The 17,593-nt window shown below is 64.9% G+C and carries 22 protein-coding genes; 9 read left to right on the forward strand and 13 right to left on the reverse strand.

Annotation, left to right across the window (positions count from 1 at the left end; translation table 11 throughout):
• The first annotated feature begins 83 nt into the window (after positions 1-83).
• The 4 genes from ACM43_RS27475 (at position 84) to ACM43_RS27490 (ending at position 4,600) form a co-directional block, all read left to right on the forward strand.
• Positions 84-875, forward strand: coding sequence for a DNA-binding transcriptional regulator (locus ACM43_RS27475; RefSeq protein ID WP_271544381.1), 792 nt, complete (start codon positions 84-86; stop codon positions 873-875).
• A 72-nt stretch (positions 876-947) separates the two neighbouring features.
• The gene (gene mhpA / locus ACM43_RS27480; RefSeq protein WP_271544383.1) at positions 948-2,471 is read left to right on the forward strand and encodes a bifunctional 3-(3-hydroxy-phenyl)propionate/3-hydroxycinnamic acid hydroxylase MhpA; all 1,524 of its coding nucleotides are present in this window, start codon (positions 948-950) and stop codon (positions 2,469-2,471) included.
• Positions 2,472-2,494: 23 nt separating this feature from the next.
• Entirely contained in the window at positions 2,495-3,346 is an 852-nt protein-coding gene (locus ACM43_RS27485; protein WP_271544385.1) for a fumarylacetoacetate hydrolase family protein, read from the forward strand.
• A gap of 42 nt (positions 3,347-3,388) precedes the next feature.
• The gene (locus ACM43_RS27490) at positions 3,389-4,600 is read left to right on the forward strand and encodes an ABC transporter substrate-binding protein (RefSeq protein WP_271544387.1); all 1,212 of its coding nucleotides are present in this window, start codon (positions 3,389-3,391) and stop codon (positions 4,598-4,600) included.
• A 63-nt stretch (positions 4,601-4,663) separates the two neighbouring features.
• On the opposite strand, the gene ACM43_RS27495 is transcribed toward ACM43_RS27490, so the two are convergent.
• The gene (locus ACM43_RS27495) at positions 4,664-5,506 is read right to left on the reverse strand and encodes a hypothetical protein (protein WP_036013504.1); all 843 of its coding nucleotides are present in this window, start codon (positions 5,504-5,506) and stop codon (positions 4,664-4,666) included.
• Positions 5,507-5,721: 215 nt separating this feature from the next.
• Between ACM43_RS27495 and ACM43_RS27500 the strand changes: the two genes are divergently transcribed.
• The 3 genes from ACM43_RS27500 to ACM43_RS27510 are packed head-to-tail and all read left to right on the forward strand — an operon-like array spanning position 5,722 to position 8,850.
• A complete protein-coding gene (locus tag ACM43_RS27500) occupies positions 5,722-6,606 on the forward strand; it encodes an IclR family transcriptional regulator (RefSeq protein WP_271544390.1) in 885 nt (294 codons plus the stop codon).
• A 36-nt stretch (positions 6,607-6,642) separates the two neighbouring features.
• Positions 6,643-7,617 (forward strand): Bug family tripartite tricarboxylate transporter substrate binding protein, encoded by a 975-nt coding sequence (locus tag ACM43_RS27505; protein ID WP_271544392.1) that lies wholly within the window; start codon positions 6,643-6,645, stop codon positions 7,615-7,617.
• Between the two features lie 21 nt (positions 7,618-7,638).
• Complete coding sequence (locus tag ACM43_RS27510; RefSeq protein WP_271544394.1) at positions 7,639-8,850, forward strand: ABC transporter substrate-binding protein; 1,212 nt, start codon at positions 7,639-7,641, stop codon at positions 8,848-8,850.
• Between the two features lie 16 nt (positions 8,851-8,866).
• On the opposite strand, the gene ACM43_RS27515 is transcribed toward ACM43_RS27510, so the two are convergent.
• The 4 genes from ACM43_RS27515 to ACM43_RS27530 all read right to left on the reverse strand — a co-directional run bounded on the left by ACM43_RS27515 (position 8,867) and on the right by ACM43_RS27530 (position 10,803).
• Positions 8,867-9,133 carry a hypothetical protein gene (locus ACM43_RS27515; protein ID WP_271544396.1) on the reverse strand — a complete coding sequence of 89 codons (267 nt, stop codon included), beginning with the start codon at positions 9,131-9,133 and terminating at the stop codon, positions 8,867-8,869.
• Positions 9,134-9,262: 129 nt separating this feature from the next.
• Entirely contained in the window at positions 9,263-9,760 is a 498-nt protein-coding gene (locus ACM43_RS27520) for a ferritin-like domain-containing protein (protein ID WP_036013491.1), read from the reverse strand.
• A 162-nt stretch (positions 9,761-9,922) separates the two neighbouring features.
• On the reverse strand, positions 9,923-10,414 hold the full coding sequence (locus tag ACM43_RS27525; RefSeq protein WP_128266320.1) for an SRPBCC family protein: 492 nt from the start codon (positions 10,412-10,414) through the stop codon (positions 9,923-9,925).
• A gap of 2 nt (positions 10,415-10,416) precedes the next feature.
• The gene (locus ACM43_RS27530) at positions 10,417-10,803 is read right to left on the reverse strand and encodes an ArsR/SmtB family transcription factor (protein ID WP_271544400.1); all 387 of its coding nucleotides are present in this window, start codon (positions 10,801-10,803) and stop codon (positions 10,417-10,419) included.
• Between the two features lie 280 nt (positions 10,804-11,083).
• On the opposite strand from ACM43_RS27530, the gene ACM43_RS27535 reads away from it, so the two are divergent.
• A complete protein-coding gene (locus ACM43_RS27535; protein WP_271544402.1) occupies positions 11,084-12,139 on the forward strand; it encodes a serine hydrolase in 1,056 nt (351 codons plus the stop codon).
• Between the two features lie 10 nt (positions 12,140-12,149).
• Here ACM43_RS27535 and ACM43_RS27540 read toward each other — a convergent pair whose 3' ends face one another.
• On the reverse strand, positions 12,150-12,854 hold the full coding sequence (locus tag ACM43_RS27540; protein WP_271544403.1) for an SDR family oxidoreductase: 705 nt from the start codon (positions 12,852-12,854) through the stop codon (positions 12,150-12,152).
• A 117-nt stretch (positions 12,855-12,971) separates the two neighbouring features.
• On the opposite strand from ACM43_RS27540, the gene ACM43_RS27545 reads away from it, so the two are divergent.
• A complete protein-coding gene (locus ACM43_RS27545) occupies positions 12,972-13,814 on the forward strand; it encodes a GNAT family N-acetyltransferase (RefSeq protein WP_271544405.1) in 843 nt (280 codons plus the stop codon).
• A gap of 1 nt (position 13,815) precedes the next feature.
• On the opposite strand, the gene ACM43_RS27550 is transcribed toward ACM43_RS27545, so the two are convergent.
• The 7 genes from ACM43_RS27550 to ACM43_RS27580 form a co-directional block, all read right to left on the reverse strand.
• Positions 13,816-14,256 (reverse strand): hypothetical protein, encoded by a 441-nt coding sequence (locus tag ACM43_RS27550; protein ID WP_271544407.1) that lies wholly within the window; start codon positions 14,254-14,256, stop codon positions 13,816-13,818.
• A 174-nt stretch (positions 14,257-14,430) separates the two neighbouring features.
• Positions 14,431-14,712: a hypothetical protein gene (locus ACM43_RS27555; protein ID WP_271544409.1), complete on the reverse strand. Its 282-nt coding sequence runs from the start codon at positions 14,710-14,712 to the stop codon at positions 14,431-14,433.
• Between the two features lie 12 nt (positions 14,713-14,724).
• Entirely contained in the window at positions 14,725-15,186 is a 462-nt protein-coding gene (locus ACM43_RS27560) for a curlin (RefSeq protein WP_271544411.1), read from the reverse strand.
• Positions 15,187-15,231: 45 nt separating this feature from the next.
• Positions 15,232-15,642, reverse strand: a complete 411-nt coding sequence (locus ACM43_RS27565; protein ID WP_157280482.1) for a curlin — start codon at positions 15,640-15,642, stop codon at positions 15,232-15,234.
• A 26-nt stretch (positions 15,643-15,668) separates the two neighbouring features.
• A complete protein-coding gene (locus ACM43_RS27570) occupies positions 15,669-16,061 on the reverse strand; it encodes a curlin (RefSeq protein WP_271544414.1) in 393 nt (130 codons plus the stop codon).
• Between the two features lie 118 nt (positions 16,062-16,179).
• Positions 16,180-16,581, reverse strand: coding sequence for a hypothetical protein (locus ACM43_RS27575; protein WP_036029057.1), 402 nt, complete (start codon positions 16,579-16,581; stop codon positions 16,180-16,182).
• A gap of 133 nt (positions 16,582-16,714) precedes the next feature.
• On the reverse strand, positions 16,715-17,356 hold the full coding sequence (locus ACM43_RS27580; protein ID WP_271544417.1) for a response regulator transcription factor: 642 nt from the start codon (positions 17,354-17,356) through the stop codon (positions 16,715-16,717).
• Positions 17,357-17,593 lie beyond the last annotated feature (237 nt).

Raw genomic sequence — 17,593 nt, forward strand, 5'->3', positions numbered from 1 at the left:
CCTACGGTGGCGTTCCGCAATCGCCTCGCGTTCGCAGGCGACAATAAGCGCGCCGCGATGTGCCACAAGGGAGGAAATAGGAAGTGTCCAAGGAGCGGACGCGGAACGGCCAGCCTCGGCAGTCTGAGGGCGTCCGCGCCTTCAAGCGCGGGCTCGACGTGCTGCAGGAGGTCAACCGCTCCGGCGGCATCCGCGCCGGCGACGTTGCCCGCGCGCTCGATCTGCCTCGACCCACCGTCTACCGCCTCCTCGAAACCCTGGAGGAGCTCGGCTATATCGCCCGAAGCGCCAGCGACGACCGGTTTCGGGTCACCCGGCGCGCATTGAGCCTCGGCGACGGCTATGATCCCGGCGTGGTGATCTGCCAGGCGGCGGCGCCTTATCTCGCCGATCTCAGCAAGAAACTGGTCTGGCCCGTTGATCTCTCGACTTACGAGAACGCGGCGATGGTGGTGCAGGAGACCACGCACTCTCGCAGCCCGCTTTCGATCGATCGCGGCATGATCGGCAAGCGCCTGCCGATGCTGCGCACGTCTGCGGGCCGCGCCTATCTCGCCGCCTGCCCGGCGCGCGAACGCGATCTCATCATCAATCATCTCCGCCGCATCGATGAGGCCGACGACCGCCCCTTCCTCGACCAGGGCCGGCTCGACCGCATGATCGCCGAGATCGCGGCGCGAGGTTACGCCATCCGCAGCGAGGGCGAATACAATCCCAAGACGGCTTCGATTGCCGTTGCCATCGTGCGGGACGGCGCCGTATTCGGCTGCATCTCGATCATCTGGATCCGCTCGGCGCTGGGGATCGAGGAAGCGGTCGCGGAGTTTGCGAGCCAGCTGCTGGAAACGGCGTCGACTATTCCTGTTGCGGAATAGAGGCCGTCCGCTGGGCGGACACTTGGCGCGCCGGCGTTGAAGCGCCGGCCCTGCTTGGGGAAGAGATACCCCATGCAAGATAAATCCACGTCTGAAGAGTTTGACGTCGTGATCGTCGGCCGCGGGCCGGTAGGCGCCACGCTCGCCAACCTGCTCGGCCTGTGCGGCGTGCGGACGCTGGTGCTGGAGCGCGAGGCGCGGACCTATCATCTGCCGCGCGCGGTGCATTTCGACGATGAATGCATGCGCGTGTTCCAGACCATCGGGCTTGCCGAGGCGATCCTGCCGCACGTCATTCTCAGTCCCGGCATGCTGTTTCTCGATGCAGCCGGCCGCATGCTGCTGGACTGGTCCCGTCCGCAAACGCTGACGCCGATGGGCTGGCATCTCAGCTACCGCTTCCACCAGCCGGATTTGGAGGACGTGTTGATCGGTGGCCTCGCCCGGTGGCCGCACGTCACCTTGCGCAATCGCTGCGAGGTGTTCGCGCTCGATCAGGACGAGCACGGCGTGCGCGTCCGCTGTGAAGACCTCTCCAACGGGAGGCTCAGCGAGGTCCGGGCCGGTTACGTGATCGGCTGCGACGGCGCCCGCTCGCTGGTGCGCCGCTTCATCGGTTCTGGCATGGACGACCTCGGCTTCCACGAGCGCTGGCTCGTGATCGACGTTCTGCTCAAGCGCGCGCGCGACGACCTCGGCGACTACAGCCTCCAGCATTGCGATCCCCGCCGGCCCGCAACCTACGTGCGCGGCACCGGCACGCGGCGGCGCTGGGAGATCACGGTTCTCCCGGACGAGGATTCGCAGGAGGTCGCGCAACCCGCGAAAGTCTGGGAGCTGCTGTCGCGCTGGATCACGCCCGACGATGCCGAGATCGAGCGCGCTTCTGTCTACACGTTCCATTCGGTCATCGCGCAGCAATGGCGGAACGGGCGATTGCTGCTTGCCGGCGATTCCGCGCACCAGACCCCGCCCTTCCTCGGCCAGGGCATGTGCGCCGGCATCCGCGATGCCGCCAACCTCGCCTGGAAGCTGGCGAGCGTGATCCGCGAAGGCGCCGCGCCCGATCTGCTCGACACCTATCAGAGCGAACGGCTGCCGCATGTGCGCGAGTTCATCGCGCTCGCCATTCGCCTCGGCGGTGTCATCAACACCAAGGCGATCGAGGCCGGCCTTGCTGCCGGCGAAGCGCGCGAGAACGCGCCGGTCAAGCTGGACGTGAAGAAGCCCCTGCTCGGCCCTGGACTCGCGTTCGGCGACCCGCCGCTCGCCGGACATCTCGCGCCGCAGTTCACGTTGACCGACGCCAGCCGCAGCGATGACCGGACCGGCTACAGCCACGTGCTGCTCGTCGAGACGGCGGCGGCACTCTCATCGCGTCTCGCGCTGTCGCAGACGGAGATCAAGATCCTGACCAGCGACGATACCAACGGCCTTGGGCCCTGGCTGCGCGAGCACGGCATCATTGCCGCACTCGTTCGCCCCGACCGTTACATCCGCGGCTCCGCCCGCAACGAGACCGAGCTCGACCGCCTCATCGCCGCCATCGCGCCTCCAACCCAAATTCCCTCAGCCCAAGCGCCCTCCGCGGCCTGACCGAACCCTCTCAAGGACATTTCATGAAGCTGCTCTCATTCAGTGTGGATGGACGCCCCACCTTCGGCGCCGTCAAGGACAATGGTGTCGTCGATCTCGGCGCGCGGATGGCGGGGTGCGCCACGCTGCGGCAGCTGTTCGAAACCGGTCGGCTCGCCGAAGCGGCAAGGCTGGCCGCCTCCGCGGCCCCTGATCATCCGCTCGACAAGATCAACTTCGCGCCCGTGATTCCCGATCCCGGCAAGATCATCTGCGTCGGCCTCAACTATCGCGATCACGTCGCCGAAACCGGCCGCACCGTCACCGAAAAGCCGGCGCTGTTTGCGCGATTTGCCTGTAGCCAGGTCGGCCATCTCCAGCCCATCGTCAAACCTGGGGTGAGCGACGACTTCGACTACGAAGGCGAGCTCGCGCTCGTCATCGGCAAAGCGGGCCGTCACATCCCGGCCGACCGCGCGCTCGATCACGTCGCCGGCTATTCCTGCTACAACGAAGGCAGCATCCGCGACTGGCAGCGCCACACCAGCCAATTCCTCGCCGGCAAGACCTTTGCCGAGAGCGGCAGTTTCGGTCCGTGGCTGGTGACGACCGACGAGATTCCGGATCCGTCGAAGCTCACCTTGCAGACAAGGCTGAACGGCAATGTCGTGCAGGACACCACGACGGATCTCCTGATCACCGCCATCCCCGAGCTGATGGCCTACATCTCCACCATCTGCCCGCTCGTGCCCGGCGACGTCATTGTCACGGGCACGCCGGGCGGTGTCGGCGCCAAGCGCACGCCGCCGCTGTGGATGCGCCCCGGCGACACTGTCGAGGTCGAGATTTCCGGCATCGGCATCCTGCGCAACACGGTGATCGCCGAACCGGCCTGACGGTCAACATCGATCAATCAACGATAACATCAAGGAAACGCCATGGGCACGACCCGCACCACCTCCGTCGCCACCCTCCTGATCGCACTTGCGCTCGCGCCCCTCCCCGCGCGGGCCGAGATCAAGGGCGAGGCCATCCGCATCGGCGTCCTCACGGACATGAACGGCGTGTTCGCGACCGCCATGGGTCCGGGCTCGGTCGAAGCGGCGCGAATGGCCGCCGAGGAGTTCGGCGGCAAGATCAACGGCAAGCCGATCGAGATCTTGCAGGCCGATCACCAGAACAAGCCGGATCTCGCCGCATCGCTGGCGCGAAAATGGTTCAGCGATGGGGTCCAGGCCGTCGCCGATGGCGGAAGCTCCGGCTCGGCGCTGGCGGTGCAGGAGCTGGTGCGCAGCAACGGCAAGATATTCCTCATCTCCGGCGCCGGCGCCAACCAGCTGACCGATGAAGCGTGCGCGCCAACCAGCGTGCAATGGACCCAGGACGCCTATTCCACCGCGACCGCCGTGGTCTCCGGCATCATGCAGACCAGCAAGGAGCCCTGGTTTTTCATCACCGGCGACTACGCCTTCGGCCATTCGATCGAGGTGACCGCACGCGAGCGCATCGCCGCACTCGGCGGCAAGGTCGCCGGCAGCGTCAAGGCGCAGCTCGGCACGCCCGATTACAGCTCATTCCTGCTCCAGGCGCAGTCGTCGGGCGCCAAGATCCTGGCCATCAACGTTGCCGGCGATAATGCAACGGCGATCAAGCAGGCCGAGGAATTCGGCCTCGCCAGCCAAGGCATGAAGATCGTGCCGATGTCGTTCCAGAACGTCGACATCGAAGCGGTCGGGCTCAAAGCGACGCGCGGCGATCTCATCGTCACCTCCTTCTTCGAGGATGTCTCGCCGGCCGCCCGGAAATTCTCCGATGCGTTCTATGCTCGCCGCAAGGCGATGCCCTCGCAGATCCAGGCCGGCGTCTACTCCGCCGTACGCCACTATCTGCAGGCTATCAAGGACACCGGTTCCGACGAGAGCGCCATCGTGATGGCCAAGATGAAGGCGACGCCGGTGTCGGACGCCTACACCCCCAACGGCCGCATCCGCGAGGACCAACGCATGGTGCACGATCTCTATCTGGTGCAGGTCAAGACACCCGAGGAATCCAAGGGCCCGTGGGACTTCGTCAAGCTGGTCGCGACGATCCCGCCCGACCAGGCCTTCCGCCCGCTCGATCGCAGCAAATGCAGCCTGGTCGGCAAGTAAGCCCTCTGATGCGAAGTGGATACCGCTTCGCTTCAAAGAACGCGTCAAGTTGGAATCTGACCGTCAGGCGAGATAGCGCGTCAGATAGCCTTCCATCGCGTAGAGCGCGCAGAGCGCGAGGCTCGACCACACCGCCGCGCTGAAATACAGGAACATCCAGGTTAGCTCGCCCTTCCAGTGCGCGATGTCGTGGGTCACCACCCAGCGCGTCGAGACGTCATGCAGCCCTTCGAGGAAGCCGAGGAATGTGTTGCCCTCTTCATGCCCTGCCCGCCAGCGGCTGAGATACATCGGCACGTCGACTGTGATGAGGAAGGCAAGGAAGCAGGCGATGCCGACGATACCTGACATCAGCGCCCAGCGCACTACGCCCTGGAATTCCGGCATCAGACGGCACAGCGCGATGCCGGCCAGGAAGAAGGTCACAGCCCACAGCGAATTCTCGATCGCGTTGTAGAGGAAGTTGGTCGTCACCACCGCGTACCAGGAGAAACATTCCGCGATGATGATGATCGGCACGATCACGAGCGCGATGTTCACCGCGGTCTCCGCGCCCGTCATCTTGCCGAGCTGATGCAGGATGATGGCCCATTGCGCGGCGAAGCAGAGCTCGGCCACCGTCGCCACCGTCCGGCCGACGGCGACGCTGGAGAGCCAGGTGTCGAACAGGCAGATGCGCTGCACGTCGGCGCGCGGCAGCACCGAACGGAAGGCGCAGCCGAACACATAGCCGGCGCACAGCAGGAACATCAGCCCGATGTCCGAGCCGCCACCGAGGCTGGCCGAAGGCGTCGGATAGAACTCACGATAGAGCATGAACCAGACGAGGATATTGGCGCTGCTCACAAGCGTGAGGGATCCCCACCACCACGCCAGGGGATTTGACCGCGCCTGCCACTGCAACATGAACCGCTCCGCAAAAATTATCGATCTGACACGTCGTCGTAATAATCCTGTCACAGAACGGCATGCAATCACGACAAAAATCTGTGTGCCCAGTCGTTGCAGCGGTGCCCGGAAGGCGCAAGAAGCGCTGCGAGCCGAGTGTCCACATATCGGACAATTTTGTCGCAGATGGCGAATCTATTGGACATTCGAAATCTGTCCGTCTGATATTCCGGATGGCTCCGACTGACTCACCCAAGCCGCAGCGCCCGCTCTCCTCTGCCGCAGCCGTGCTGGCCGAGAGCGCCGATGACGCCGCTTTCGCCACGACGCTGGCAAAGGGGCTCGTCGTGCTCGAGGCGTTCAAGGCCGGGAGCACGCTGCTGGGCAATATGGAGCTGTCGACGCTGACCGGCATCCCGCGCCCGACGGTGGCGAGGCTGACCCATACCTTGGCCGAGCTCGGCTATCTCCGTTACGACGCCGAGCGGTCGAAGTACCGCGTCGGTGCACGGGCGCTGCGGATGGCGCATCCCCTGCTCGCCGGAATGCAATTCCGCCAAGTAGCGCGGCCGATGATGCAGGAGCTGGCGCACAGCGTCCGCGGCACGGTCTCGATCGGCCTGCTCGATGCGACATCGATGATCTATGTCGAGACCGCGCGCTCCGGCGATGTCGGCCCGCACGTGCCCGACATCGGCATGCCCATTCCCGTCGTGATGACCGCCATGGGCCGCGCTGCGGCGGCGAGCCTGCCGCCGGCCGACGCAGACCGGCTGGAACGCAATCTCGCCGCCGAGGATGCCGGATTGTGGTCGGCGCTCCGCGACAAATACCGCGCCGGCATCGCGCAATGCAAAAGCCGCGGCTTTTGCACCTGCTGGGGCGAGTACATGGCCTCGATCCATGCCGTCGCCGCGCCGCTGTTTCACATCAGCGAAGCGAAACAATCATTCTCGATCAATTGCGGCATCCCCGCCTTCCGGCTCCAGCCCGGGCAACTCGAGGGCGATATCGGTCCGCGCATCGCGGCGCTCGCCGATAGCATCCGGACCATGGTCGACGCGGCGATGCCGACGGCCGAGACGCACAAGCAAAACAAGAAGAGCGCCAGGACATGAACAAACAAGCTGGCGCCCCATCCCCGGGAGGCCGTCATGACCATCACACGCCGAGCACTGCTAGGCGCCGTCGCCGCCGGCGTATCGGCCTCACCATTTTCCTTGCGCGCTGAGGAGGTCTGGCCGTCGCGGATGGTGCGGCTGATCTCGCCTTACGCGCCGGGCGGCTCCAACGACATCTCGCTGCGCTTGCTGGCCGAGGAGTTCGGCCGCAGCCTGCGCCAGCAATTCATCGTCGAGAACAAGCCGGGCGCCGGCACGCGCATCGCTAACGACATGGTCGCCCATGCGCCGGGCGACGGCTATACCATCCTCTATGTCGCGGCGCCCTACGCGACCGCCGAGGCGCTGTTCGGCAAGCTGACCTATAAGCGCAAGGATCTGCAGCCGGTGGCGATGGTGGTGATCGCGCCGCTCTTCCTCATCATCAGCGCCGACGCGCCATTCAAGACGCTTCCCGACCTGATCGCCTACGGCAAGTCGAAGCCGGACGGACTGACTTTCGCCTCCCCCGGCGCCGGCTCGCAGCCGCATCTCGCCGGAGAGCTCCTGTTCCGCGATGCCGGCGTCAAAGGCCTCAACATCCCGTTCCGGGGCGATGCGGCTTCTTACACCGAGTTGCTCGCGGGCCGCGTCGACGCCACGCTGACCGCGCTGCCGACCGCCTTGCCCTACATCCAGAGCGGCAAGTTCACCGTGCTCGGCGTCGCCTCGGCCGAGCGCAGCGCGCTCTACCCGCAGGCGCCGACGCTGCGCGAGCAGGGCTTTCCCAACGTCGCCGCCGCCGGCTGGTACGGCTTCATGGTGCCGTCCACGACGCCGCGCGCCATCGTGGACAAATTCCAGGCCGAGGTTTTGCGCGCGCTCGCCGAGCCTGCGATCAAGGACAAGCTGACCGCGCAGGGGCTCGAAGTGCGCCCAGGCACCGCCGCCGAGTTCGGCAAGTTCATCGACGCCGAAACGCAGAAATGGACCAAGCTGATCCGCGACGCCGGCCTCAAGGGCGAATGAGGATTGCTGGGGGAAACCGACATGAAAAACGTCGTCACAAAATTCGTCGCAGTCTCCGCGCTTCTCCTCTCGGTCGCGGCAGCGCAGGCACAAAAGAAATACGATCCCGGCGCGTCCGACACCGCGATCAAGGTGGGCCAGACCGTGCCGCTCAGCGGCCCGGCCTCGGCCTATGCGGTGATCGGCAAGACCCAGGCCGCCTATATGAGGATGATCAACGACCAGGGCGGCGTGAACGGCCGCAAGGTCGAGCTGATCCAGTATGACGATGCCTATTCGCCGCCGAAGACGGTGGAGCAGGTCCGCAAGCTCGTCGAAAGCGACGAAGTGCTTTTGACCTTCCAGATCATCGGCACCGCGCCGAACGTCGCCGTGCAGAAATATCTCAACGCCAGGAAGATCCCGCAGCTCTTCGCCGCCACCGGCGCCGCACGCTTCACCGACCCGAAGAACTTCCCCTGGACCATGGGCTTCAACCCGTCTTACCTCGTCGAGGGCCGGATCTACGCGCAGTACCTGCTGAAGAACCATCCGAACGCCAAGATCGGCGTGCTCTACCAGAACGACGATCTCGGCAAGGATTATCTCGCTGGCCTCAAGGCGGGCCTCGGCGACAAGGCGAGCATGGTCGTGGCCGAGACCTCCTACGAGATCAGCGAGCCGACGATCGACTCGCAGATCCTGCGGTTGAAGGATGCGGGCGCCGACGTGCTGTTCAGCGCGACGACGCCGAAGCAGGCGGCGCAGGCCATCAAGAAGGTCGCCGAGATCGGCTGGAAGGCGCTGCACATCATCGACATCAACGCCTCCTCGCTCAGCGCCGTGCTGAAGCCCGCCGGGCTCGACAATTCCAAGGGCATCATCAGCGTCGGCTACGTCAAGGATGCCGCGGATCCCGAATGGAAGGACGACCCGGGCATGAAGCGCTATCTCGCCTTCATGGCCCGGTACTATCCCGAAGGCGACAAGGATTCAAACCTGAACGTCTACGGCTACATCACCGCGCAGCTCCTGGTGCAGGTACTGAAGCAATGCGGCGACGATTTGACCCGCGAGAACGTGATGCGACAGGCCAACCTCAAGAACATCGAGCTCGACCTGACGCTCCCCGGAATCTCGGTGACGACCACGCCAACGGACTATCGCGTCAACAAGCAGTTCCAGATGGTACAGTTCGATGGCGTGCGCTGGCAGAAGCTCGGCAACATCGTCACGGACGAAGCCAGGGAGTGAACCCGCTTCGCGGCGCTCAACGCCCTTCGGCGTAACGGCCGCCGCCACGGATGATATCGTCGCGTTCCGCGGCATGGCGCTGAAATTCGGAGATCGCGCGGTTCGCCATGCGGATCCGATTCGTGTGTCCCTCCTCGACCATCACGGTGATACGCTGCGCCAGGAACACGCAGGCGTCGAATTCGTCGCTGATGGCGCCCGTTCGCACCAGAAAGTCCCAGGCGATCTCGTAGGCTTGCTCCGCCGCGGGGTTGCGGTAGTCGCTGAAGATGATGTGCGTCATCACTGCCAAAGCCTGATCGCAGCGATCGTTCCTAGGCTCACGCGCAGATGGCAGGGAACCCGGCGGAGCGAAAAAGCCACCGGCCGCTGTGCGTGCCGGTGGTTCGCTGTCGGCGAGGAACGCGAAGAACTACGCGGCCTGGCGCTGATGCGTCAGATACTCCATGGTGACCTTCTCGACATTGGAATCGATCCAGGCGGCCATGCGCTGCTCCTCCTTCAATGACGTCTCGAGCGGCTCCTTCGCCTCCGGCATGCCGGCGGCGCCGCACAGCGCGAGCAGCGACTTGTAGGCGGCGATCTCGAAATTCTCGAAGGCGTTGTTCGCGAAAGTGTTCTTCAGAATCTCGTCGCCGGCAACCGAATGCGCCATGGCCATCATGTTGGCCATCACCGACTGCGCCGTATCCTTCAGGCTCGACGTACTCTCGCCACAGGCTTCCAGGCACTTTTCGAGGCGACGCAGTTGCTCATTGGTCTCCTGAAGGTGCGCCGTGATCTTCGCCTTGACCTCGGGATATTCGTCCAGCCGCTCCGACTGGCGCTCCATCAATTCTCGCGCCTGCACTTCCATCGCATGCGCATTGCGTAGTCCCACCACGAACGTATCGCGGGCTGCATTGGCCATTTTCCTGTTCTCCATTTGACTGGCGTCGTTCGCGCAACCGGCAAGCACAGGCGATTGTTCCTAACAATGCCGCGCTGATTGCCGCAGGAGAGACGACCGTCTTCATCGCCTGTTCCGGCCGAGGGATCCGGCGCTAACCTGCGATAGTAACGATCACCCGTATCACCGCTTCATGCCCGCCACATAGGCCGCCAGCTTGTCGAGCGTCTGGTAGCCGTATTCGACGGCGCCGAAGCCGATCATGCCATCGCGCTGCTCGGTGCTCGAGGCCAGCTGGCGCATCATCAGCACGGTCTTGCCGTTGCTCTGCTCGGCAAAGGTGACGGTGAAGCGGAACATGCGGGGATCGTCATCCTGGTCGGTACCGTGATCCATCTCCATCAGCGACGGCCGCTCGATGCGCCGAAAGCGCATCCGGTTCGGATAGACCGTGCCGTCGGGCCCGATCATGTTGAAGCGCCAGACGCCGCCGACACGAACGTCGATCTCGAAGGTCTCGACCTTGAATCCCTTCGGGCCGAACCATTGCGGCAGATGCTTCGGGTCGGACCATGCCTCGAACACCAGATCGCGCGGCGCGTCGATCACGCGCGACATCACGATCTCGCGGTCGAGCGACCATTGCGACAGAGCGGGGTTGGCAGAACTCGTCATTGTCAGGAACCTTTCCGTTTGGTTGTTCGGGCCGGCCGCTTGGCGGCCGCCCTTTCCTTCTCTTTCTTGAGCTTCATCACGTAGGCCTCGAACCGGTCGAGCCGCGCTTCCCAGACCGCGCGCTGCTGCTGGAACCAATCCTCGGCGCCGACAAGCGCATCCGCGCTGAGACGGCAGGTGCGCACGCGTCCCGATTTCTCGGACTGAACGAGCCCGCTCGTCTCGAGCACGTGGATGTGCTTCATGAAGCTCGGCAGGGCCATGTCGAAGGGATCGGCGAGCTCGCCGACCGACGCCTCGCCCGCGCACAGCCGCATCACGATCGCCCGCCGCGTCGGATCGGCCAGCGCGGCGAAGATCTGGTCGAGATCGGATAATTGGTTAGCCATGAAGCTAACTATACAGGCCTGGTCGCGGACGTCAACAATTGTTAGCCGGACGGCTCAGTTTTGTGATCTGGATTGGCGGGAACCCACAACGCGCAATCGTGAATTGGGACCTCGCGCCCTCCTCGCTAAAACCATCCCGGGGGCGCATCAGCATGATCGATCAGAGCACGTGGCGCCTGTTGTCATCTCATCCCAGATCACCCGGCGAGGCTTCGCCCAGGCCGCATCCATTGCTATGGCGATGGCGCTTTGCCCCCGCCGCGCCTCGGCCGATTCCGACATGATTGCGCAAATGCGCGACATCGTCGCCGGCGAGCTGGCGCCGACCGCGACGGCGGACCATGCGGGCGGCCTCGCCGCAGCCATCTATGCCGGGCGCCATGTCGAATTCTTCAGCTACGGGTTCGCCGATGATGCCACCAGGCGGAAGGTGACGCCCGACACGCTGTTCAACCTCGCCTCGTTGCGAAAGCCGTTCGAGGCCACGCTCGTGGCGCTCGGCGTGCTGCGCGGCGAGCTGCGGCTCGACGATCGTCTGGCGAAATACCTGCCCGAGCTGAGCGGCAACTACATCCGCAACGTCACTGTGGGCCAGTTAGCAACGCACACTTCGGGCCTGCTGCTCCCAACCGATCATCCGCCCTGGCCGAACGAAGAGTATACGCGCGAGCAGTTCATCGCGATGCTGAACGCCTTCACGCCGGCACCCGGCATCGCACCCGGCCGGCAACGCGTCTACACCCATGCCGGCTATGTGCTGCTTCAGCTCGTGCTCGAGCGTTGCTACGGCAAGCCGATCCATGCGCTGATCCAGCACCGCATTCTCCGCCCCCTCGCCATGGGCTCCACCTTCGTCCCCGAGCGCGGCCCGGACAATCGCGCCGTCATCGACGCGGCGGCGATGCAGCGCGTGGTCCAGGGTTATTCCGACCAGGGGATGGCGATCGGGCCGATCGGCAACCAGCAGAGCTACTTCGATTTTCCCGGCACGGGCCAGATGTTCGCCTCCGCCCGCGACCTTGCCGCCTTCGCGGCCGCCTGCGTCGACGGCCGCGCGATCGATCCGCATCTGCGCGAAGCCCTGCGGCTGACGCAGCGCGAGGCCTTCCGCGTCGACGAAAAATTCGGACAGGGCCTAGCCTGGGAGACCGTGCGCCTTCCAGGCATTACCATCGTCGACAAGCCGGGCGGCCTCAACAACGCCTCCGGCTATATCGGCCTGGTGCCGGCGCGGCGGATCGGCATCGTCCTCTTGGCCAATCGCGGCGAGTATCCGCACGAGATCGCCCGCTACAAGATCCTGCCGGAGCTGGCGCAGCTTATCGCCTCACATTGAGGCGGCCGCCTCAGACCGAGCGCGTCAGCCCGCCGTCGACGCGGATGTTCTGGCCAGTGATGTAGGCGGCGCCGTCGGAGGCCAGGAACGAGATTGTCGCCGCGACCTCTTCGACCTTGCCGTAGCGCTTCATCGGCACGCTGTCGCGCCGCGCGTCCTGTTGCGGCAGGCTGTCGATCCAGCCCGGCAGCACGTTGTTCATGCGGACATTGTCGGCCGCGTAAGTGTCGGTGAAGATCTTGGTGAAGGCGGCGAGCCCTGCGCGGAACACCGCCGAGGTCGGGAACATCGCGCTGGGCTCGAACGCCCAGGCGGTCGAGATGTTGATGATGGCACCGCCCTTCTGTGCCTGCATCAGCGGCGTTACCAGCCGGGTCGGACGGATCACGTTCAGGAGATAAGTGTCGAGGCCGGTGTGCCATTGCTCGTCGGTGATTTCGGTGATGGGGGCACGCGGCCCGTGCCCGGCGCTGTTGACGAGAACGTCGATCCGTCCCCACTTCGCCAACGCAGCCTCGACGAGGCGCTTCAAGTCGTCGTTCGACTGGTTCGAGCCGGTAACGCCGAGCCCGCCGAGCTCGGCCGCCAGCGCCTCGCCCTTGCCCGAGGACGACAGGATCGCGACGCCAAACCCGTCCGCCGCCAGCCGCCGCGCAGCCCCCGCCCCCATGCCGCTGCCGCCGGCGGTGACGAGCGCAACCTTCTCTACTGCCATGATCCGATGATCCCTTCAGTTGAGGCGAGCCGCAGGCTCGGCCTATCATGAGGCCTTCTACAGCCAGACCCGTCGTCAGGTCCATGGCCGAAGGCATCCATCATGAGGCGCTTGAAAATGAGTGATTTGCAGATCCGCAATTTGCGCCCCGACGAAATCGCCCTCGCCGTCGACTGGGCCGCGGCGGAGGGCTGGAATCCGGGGCTGGCGGATGCCGCCTGCTTCGCGATCCCCGACGCCCGAGGCTTCTTCGTCGGCGAGATCGAGGGCGAGCCGGTCACGACCGTCTCCTGCGTCAATTACGACGACCGCTTCGCCTTCCTTGGCTTCTACATCGTGCGCGAGCGCTTTCGCGGCGCAGGCCATGGCCTGCGCATCTGGAATGCCGCGATCGCGCATGCAGGCGCGCGCGTGATCGGCCTCGACGGCGTCGTGGCGCAGCAAGAGAATTACAAGAAGTCGGGTTTCCAGCTCGCCTACGCCAATATCCGCTATGGCGGCACCGTCGCGGGATCGGTGAAGCCGCCCGCCGATGTCGTTGCGCTCGACAAGGTCCCGTTTGCGCTGGTGGAAGCCGATGACGCCCGTGTATTCCCCGCCGCGCGCAGCGCCTTCCTGCGCGCCTGGATCAACACGCGAGGTCATGTCGGCCGCGCGTTGCTGCGCGAGGGCAGGCTCGCTGCATGGGGCGTGATCCGCCCCTGCCGGACGGGCTACAAGATCGGCCCGCTCGTAGCCGACGATCGCGCCGCCGCGGATGACGTCGTGCAGGCCCTAATGGGAAGCGCGGGCGCCGGCGAGGTCTTCCTCGACGTCCCCGCCGTCAATCCCGCCGCGATCGCGCTCGCCGAGGCGCTCGGCCTCGAGCCGGTGTTCGAGACGGCGCGGATGTATACGGGGCCGATCCCGCCGCTGCGGCTCGACCGCGTCTTCGGCGTCACCAGCTTCGAACTGGGCTAGCTCAGTAGCACCGCATGATGTTGACGGTGTGCTCGCTGCCGCCGCGGCCGGGCACCGTCACCTGCTCCGTCGGGCAGCTCGGCACGTAGGGCCGATTGGACGGCACGACGTTCGGCGGATAGCGATGCGTCCAGTCCCAGGGCACATCATACGTGTAGGTGTAGCGCACATCGGCGGAGAGCGACTGGTTCACATCGGCGAAGTGCTGGCTGTAGCCGGCGCCGTCGTAGAAATAGCTGCCGCCGCCCGGCCAATACACCCAGGGAGCGCCGCGGCGGTGGAACCTGGCGCCCGGCCCAACGTGCGGACGTGCCGCAGCCGGCGGGGCTGCGACGCCGGACGCTGTGGCGCCAGCAGGTCCGGCAGGACTGTCATTGGAGCTAAGCAGCAGCGCAGCTGCGCTGAGCGAGGCGAACAACGCCCCATATGATCTGGCAATCATGATACGCACCACACTCGTTTGACTTCGCGATAGCGGCTCCCCGAACGGAGGCTAGGCCGGGCTGTCGCCCACCCGCAAACGTATAATTAATTATTGGTTAAGGCACGCGAATAACCGGGAATAAGGTGCCGCAGAACGCCCGGAATTCCTCTCTTATTTCAATGGCTTCGTCCGTCAGTGGCCCTGCAGCTTGCGCAGCCAGTCGAGCATGTCCTGCGGGCTTGCGCTGCCCTGTGTCACGATCGCGGTGTTGCCGCCGCTGCGGCGAGTGACCGTCGTGCGCCCGGGCTCCTTCTCGATCTTGACCTCGGCCTCCGCCGGATCACCGCTCTGCGTGATCACCGAGGTGCCGTTCTCGTCCTGGACCACGGTGGTGTGACCGTCGCCGGCGCCGGCCGGCGCCATTGCAACCACGGTCATGAATCCCAGTCCGGATGCGAGCAGAAGCAGCTTCATCTTACACCTCCATCATCGGCCGAACTGGAAGATCGCCAGCCAGTTGAAACGCCCGAACTGCCTCACCGCTCCCGTGTTCATGTCGCCGATCTGGAGCAGGAGCGCGTTGGTGGAATTGCCGATCTGGGTGATCTCGGCGGTGTTGCTCACCCCGGATTGACCGATCGCCGCATTGGTGGTGCCGCCGACCTGGATCACATTGGCATAGTTGTGCGTGCCGTTCTGGATGATGGTCGCGTCCACCGTGCCGGTGCCTCCGATCTGGATCACCCGCGCGATGTTGATGCGGCTGTTCTCCTCGATCGTGACAGGCTGAACATTGTCGCCGAACTGCACGACCGTTTGGATGCTTACGTTCCGGTTGGTCAAGCTGCGCTGGACGGTCCCGGCGCATGCCGGCGTTGCCGCACCGACGGCGGCGAGCATCGCCGCCAGGACCAAAGCCCGCCTCAGCACCTGTCTGCCGCCTCGCATCGCGCTTCCTCGTTCGTTGTCGACACTGGCGAGATCGCTCGCGCATCAGGGACCGGTCTGGACGATGGTCGAGGCGTTGACGGTGCCGAACTGCGCCACCGTGCCCGCATTCATCGTGCCGAGCTGCGATATCAGGCTGGTCGCCGACTGACCGGCCTGGCCGACATAGGCGAAGTTGTTGACGCCGGCCTGCCCGATCGATGCGGAATTCGTTCCGCCGAACTGCAGCACGCCGGTGGCGTTGTTGGTGCCGTTCTGGGTGACCGTCGCGCTGGTCGTGCCCCCGATCATGAACACGCCCGCCATGTTGAGCTGGCTGTTCTGGTTCAGCACGACGGGCGGCCCGCCGACCGACACGATGGTCTTGATGTCGGCCGTCTGCGCTTGCGCCGAAAGGGCGCCGGCCAGGTACAGAGCGAGCGTTGCGGCACATGCGCCGCCAAAATGACGTTTCATGACATGCCTCACCACTTCGGATCAGCTCACGGAGCCTGCTGGAGGACAGTCGATCCGTTCAGGATCCCGAGCTGTCCGACGCCGGCGGTGTTGTTCGCGCCGATCTGGCCGATCAGGCTCGAATTGGAGCCGCCAACCTGGCCGGCCAGTGCGGTATTGGTTGCGGTCGCAGTGGTGCCGCCCTGCCCGATCACGGAGGTGTTGACGGTGAGCAGCGAGCCCGTCTGCAAGGTCGTCGCGGCATTGGTGGCGCCGAACTGCATCGTGGTGGCGTTGTTGCTGGTGCCGCCGCTCTGCGAAATGAACGAAGAGTTGGTCGTGCCGAATTGCAGCACGCTGGCCGAGTTGCCGGCCCGGGCATCGGCTGCCGTCAGTGCACCGAATGCTGCGAGAGTTGCAATGAAATAGGTGATCCGCATGTCCTGTCCTCCGCGAGAATGAGCCGGCGTCGCAATTGACCGTCCTGCCCGGTAGCGGTGCTCTAGAGAGTGGCCCGGACGCACCAACCTGGTGCGTCCGACCCAAACCAACCGTGGCTCAGTTCGCCGTCTGCGAGACGGTGCTGCCGTTGATGCCGAACACGCTGAGCTGGCCGACGGCGGCGGAGTTGTTCTGGAGCGCGGCCGGCCCGAACGAGTTCTGGGTGATCGCGCTGCCGTTGTTGCCGAGCGCCACCTGGCCGGTGGCCGCCGTGTTCTGCACGCCGATCTGGTTCACGGTGCTGCCGTTGTTGAGCGAGGCAGCACTGGTGCCCTGCATCGTCGTCGCACCGTTGATGATGCCGAGCTGGCTGGTCGACGAGGTCGAGTTGGTGAGTCCCTGCTGCGAAACGCTCGAAGAGTTCACGACGCCGACCTGCACCGTGGTGGAGGTGTTGGCGGCCTGAGCTGCGGAGGACAGAGCGAACACGGCAACGGAAGCAAAAAACAATTTACGCATGGAGTATCCCTTTCTGGCCAAGTTGTCTGACTGGTTTCGGATGCCTTCCCGGAAACAGGCCGACATCGTAGGGATGAGCATGAGCCGATCGTGGCCGGCGCAACAGACTGCAGTTCATGCTAGTCGCTACGGACTAGACGCTGCGTGTCGTCTCGGCTTGGCGCCCCATGCTGTCGACCAGCCGCACCACCTCGATCGGCGTACGCAGCTGCAGCTTTCGCATCATCCTGGCGCGATGAACCTTCGCCGTCACTTCGCTCACGCCGAGTCGTGCGGCGATCTGCTTGGCGACGAGCCCTTCGGCCATCAGCAGCATGATCTCGCGCTCTCTGGCCGTCAGCGTCTCGACGCGCTGGCGGGCTTCACGGACGCTATCTTCGCGTTGCAGCCGCCTGCGGTCGCGCTCGATGCCGTGCCTGATCGCATCGAGGATCTCCTGCTCGCGAAACGGCTTTGGCAGAAACTCGACCGCGCCGCGCTTCATCGCCTCGACCGAGACGCGGACGTCGGAGTAGCCGCTGATGAAAACGATCGGAATGGACACGCCCGTCTCGGCCAGCCGGCGCTGAAGCTCGAGCCCGGTCGGCGACGTGCCGGGAAACCTCACGTCGAGCACGAGGCATGACGGCCCTTGCGAAACGGTCTCGGTGAGGAACTCGTCGGTCGAGGCGAACAACTTCACCTGATGCCCGGTCTCCTCGCAGAGACTTCCGATCGCGGCTCGAATCTGGGCTTCGTCGTCAACGACATAAACTGTGGCTTGGTCCGAACTCATGGCAATGGGCTCCCCGGCTTGGGGCTCGATGAAAAGGCAGCGAGCTATCCATTCTTCTTGCAAGCGAGATCAAGGTGCTTGGATGATTCGCGCAGATCGAGCGAAGCGCGTCGGTCCGCCGGTTCGAAGTCATAGGGCCAACGCGCGCCGGAGGCGAGTGAAGGCGTTCACATATCGGGCTTCGTGATGGAAGGGCGTCCATCTTGCCGCCGGCGGCATCGGGGAGCAACGACATCG

The organism is Bradyrhizobium sp. CCBAU 45321, assembly GCF_028128975.1.
GTDB classification, from domain to species: Bacteria; Pseudomonadota; Alphaproteobacteria; order Rhizobiales; family Xanthobacteraceae; genus Bradyrhizobium; species Bradyrhizobium yuanmingense.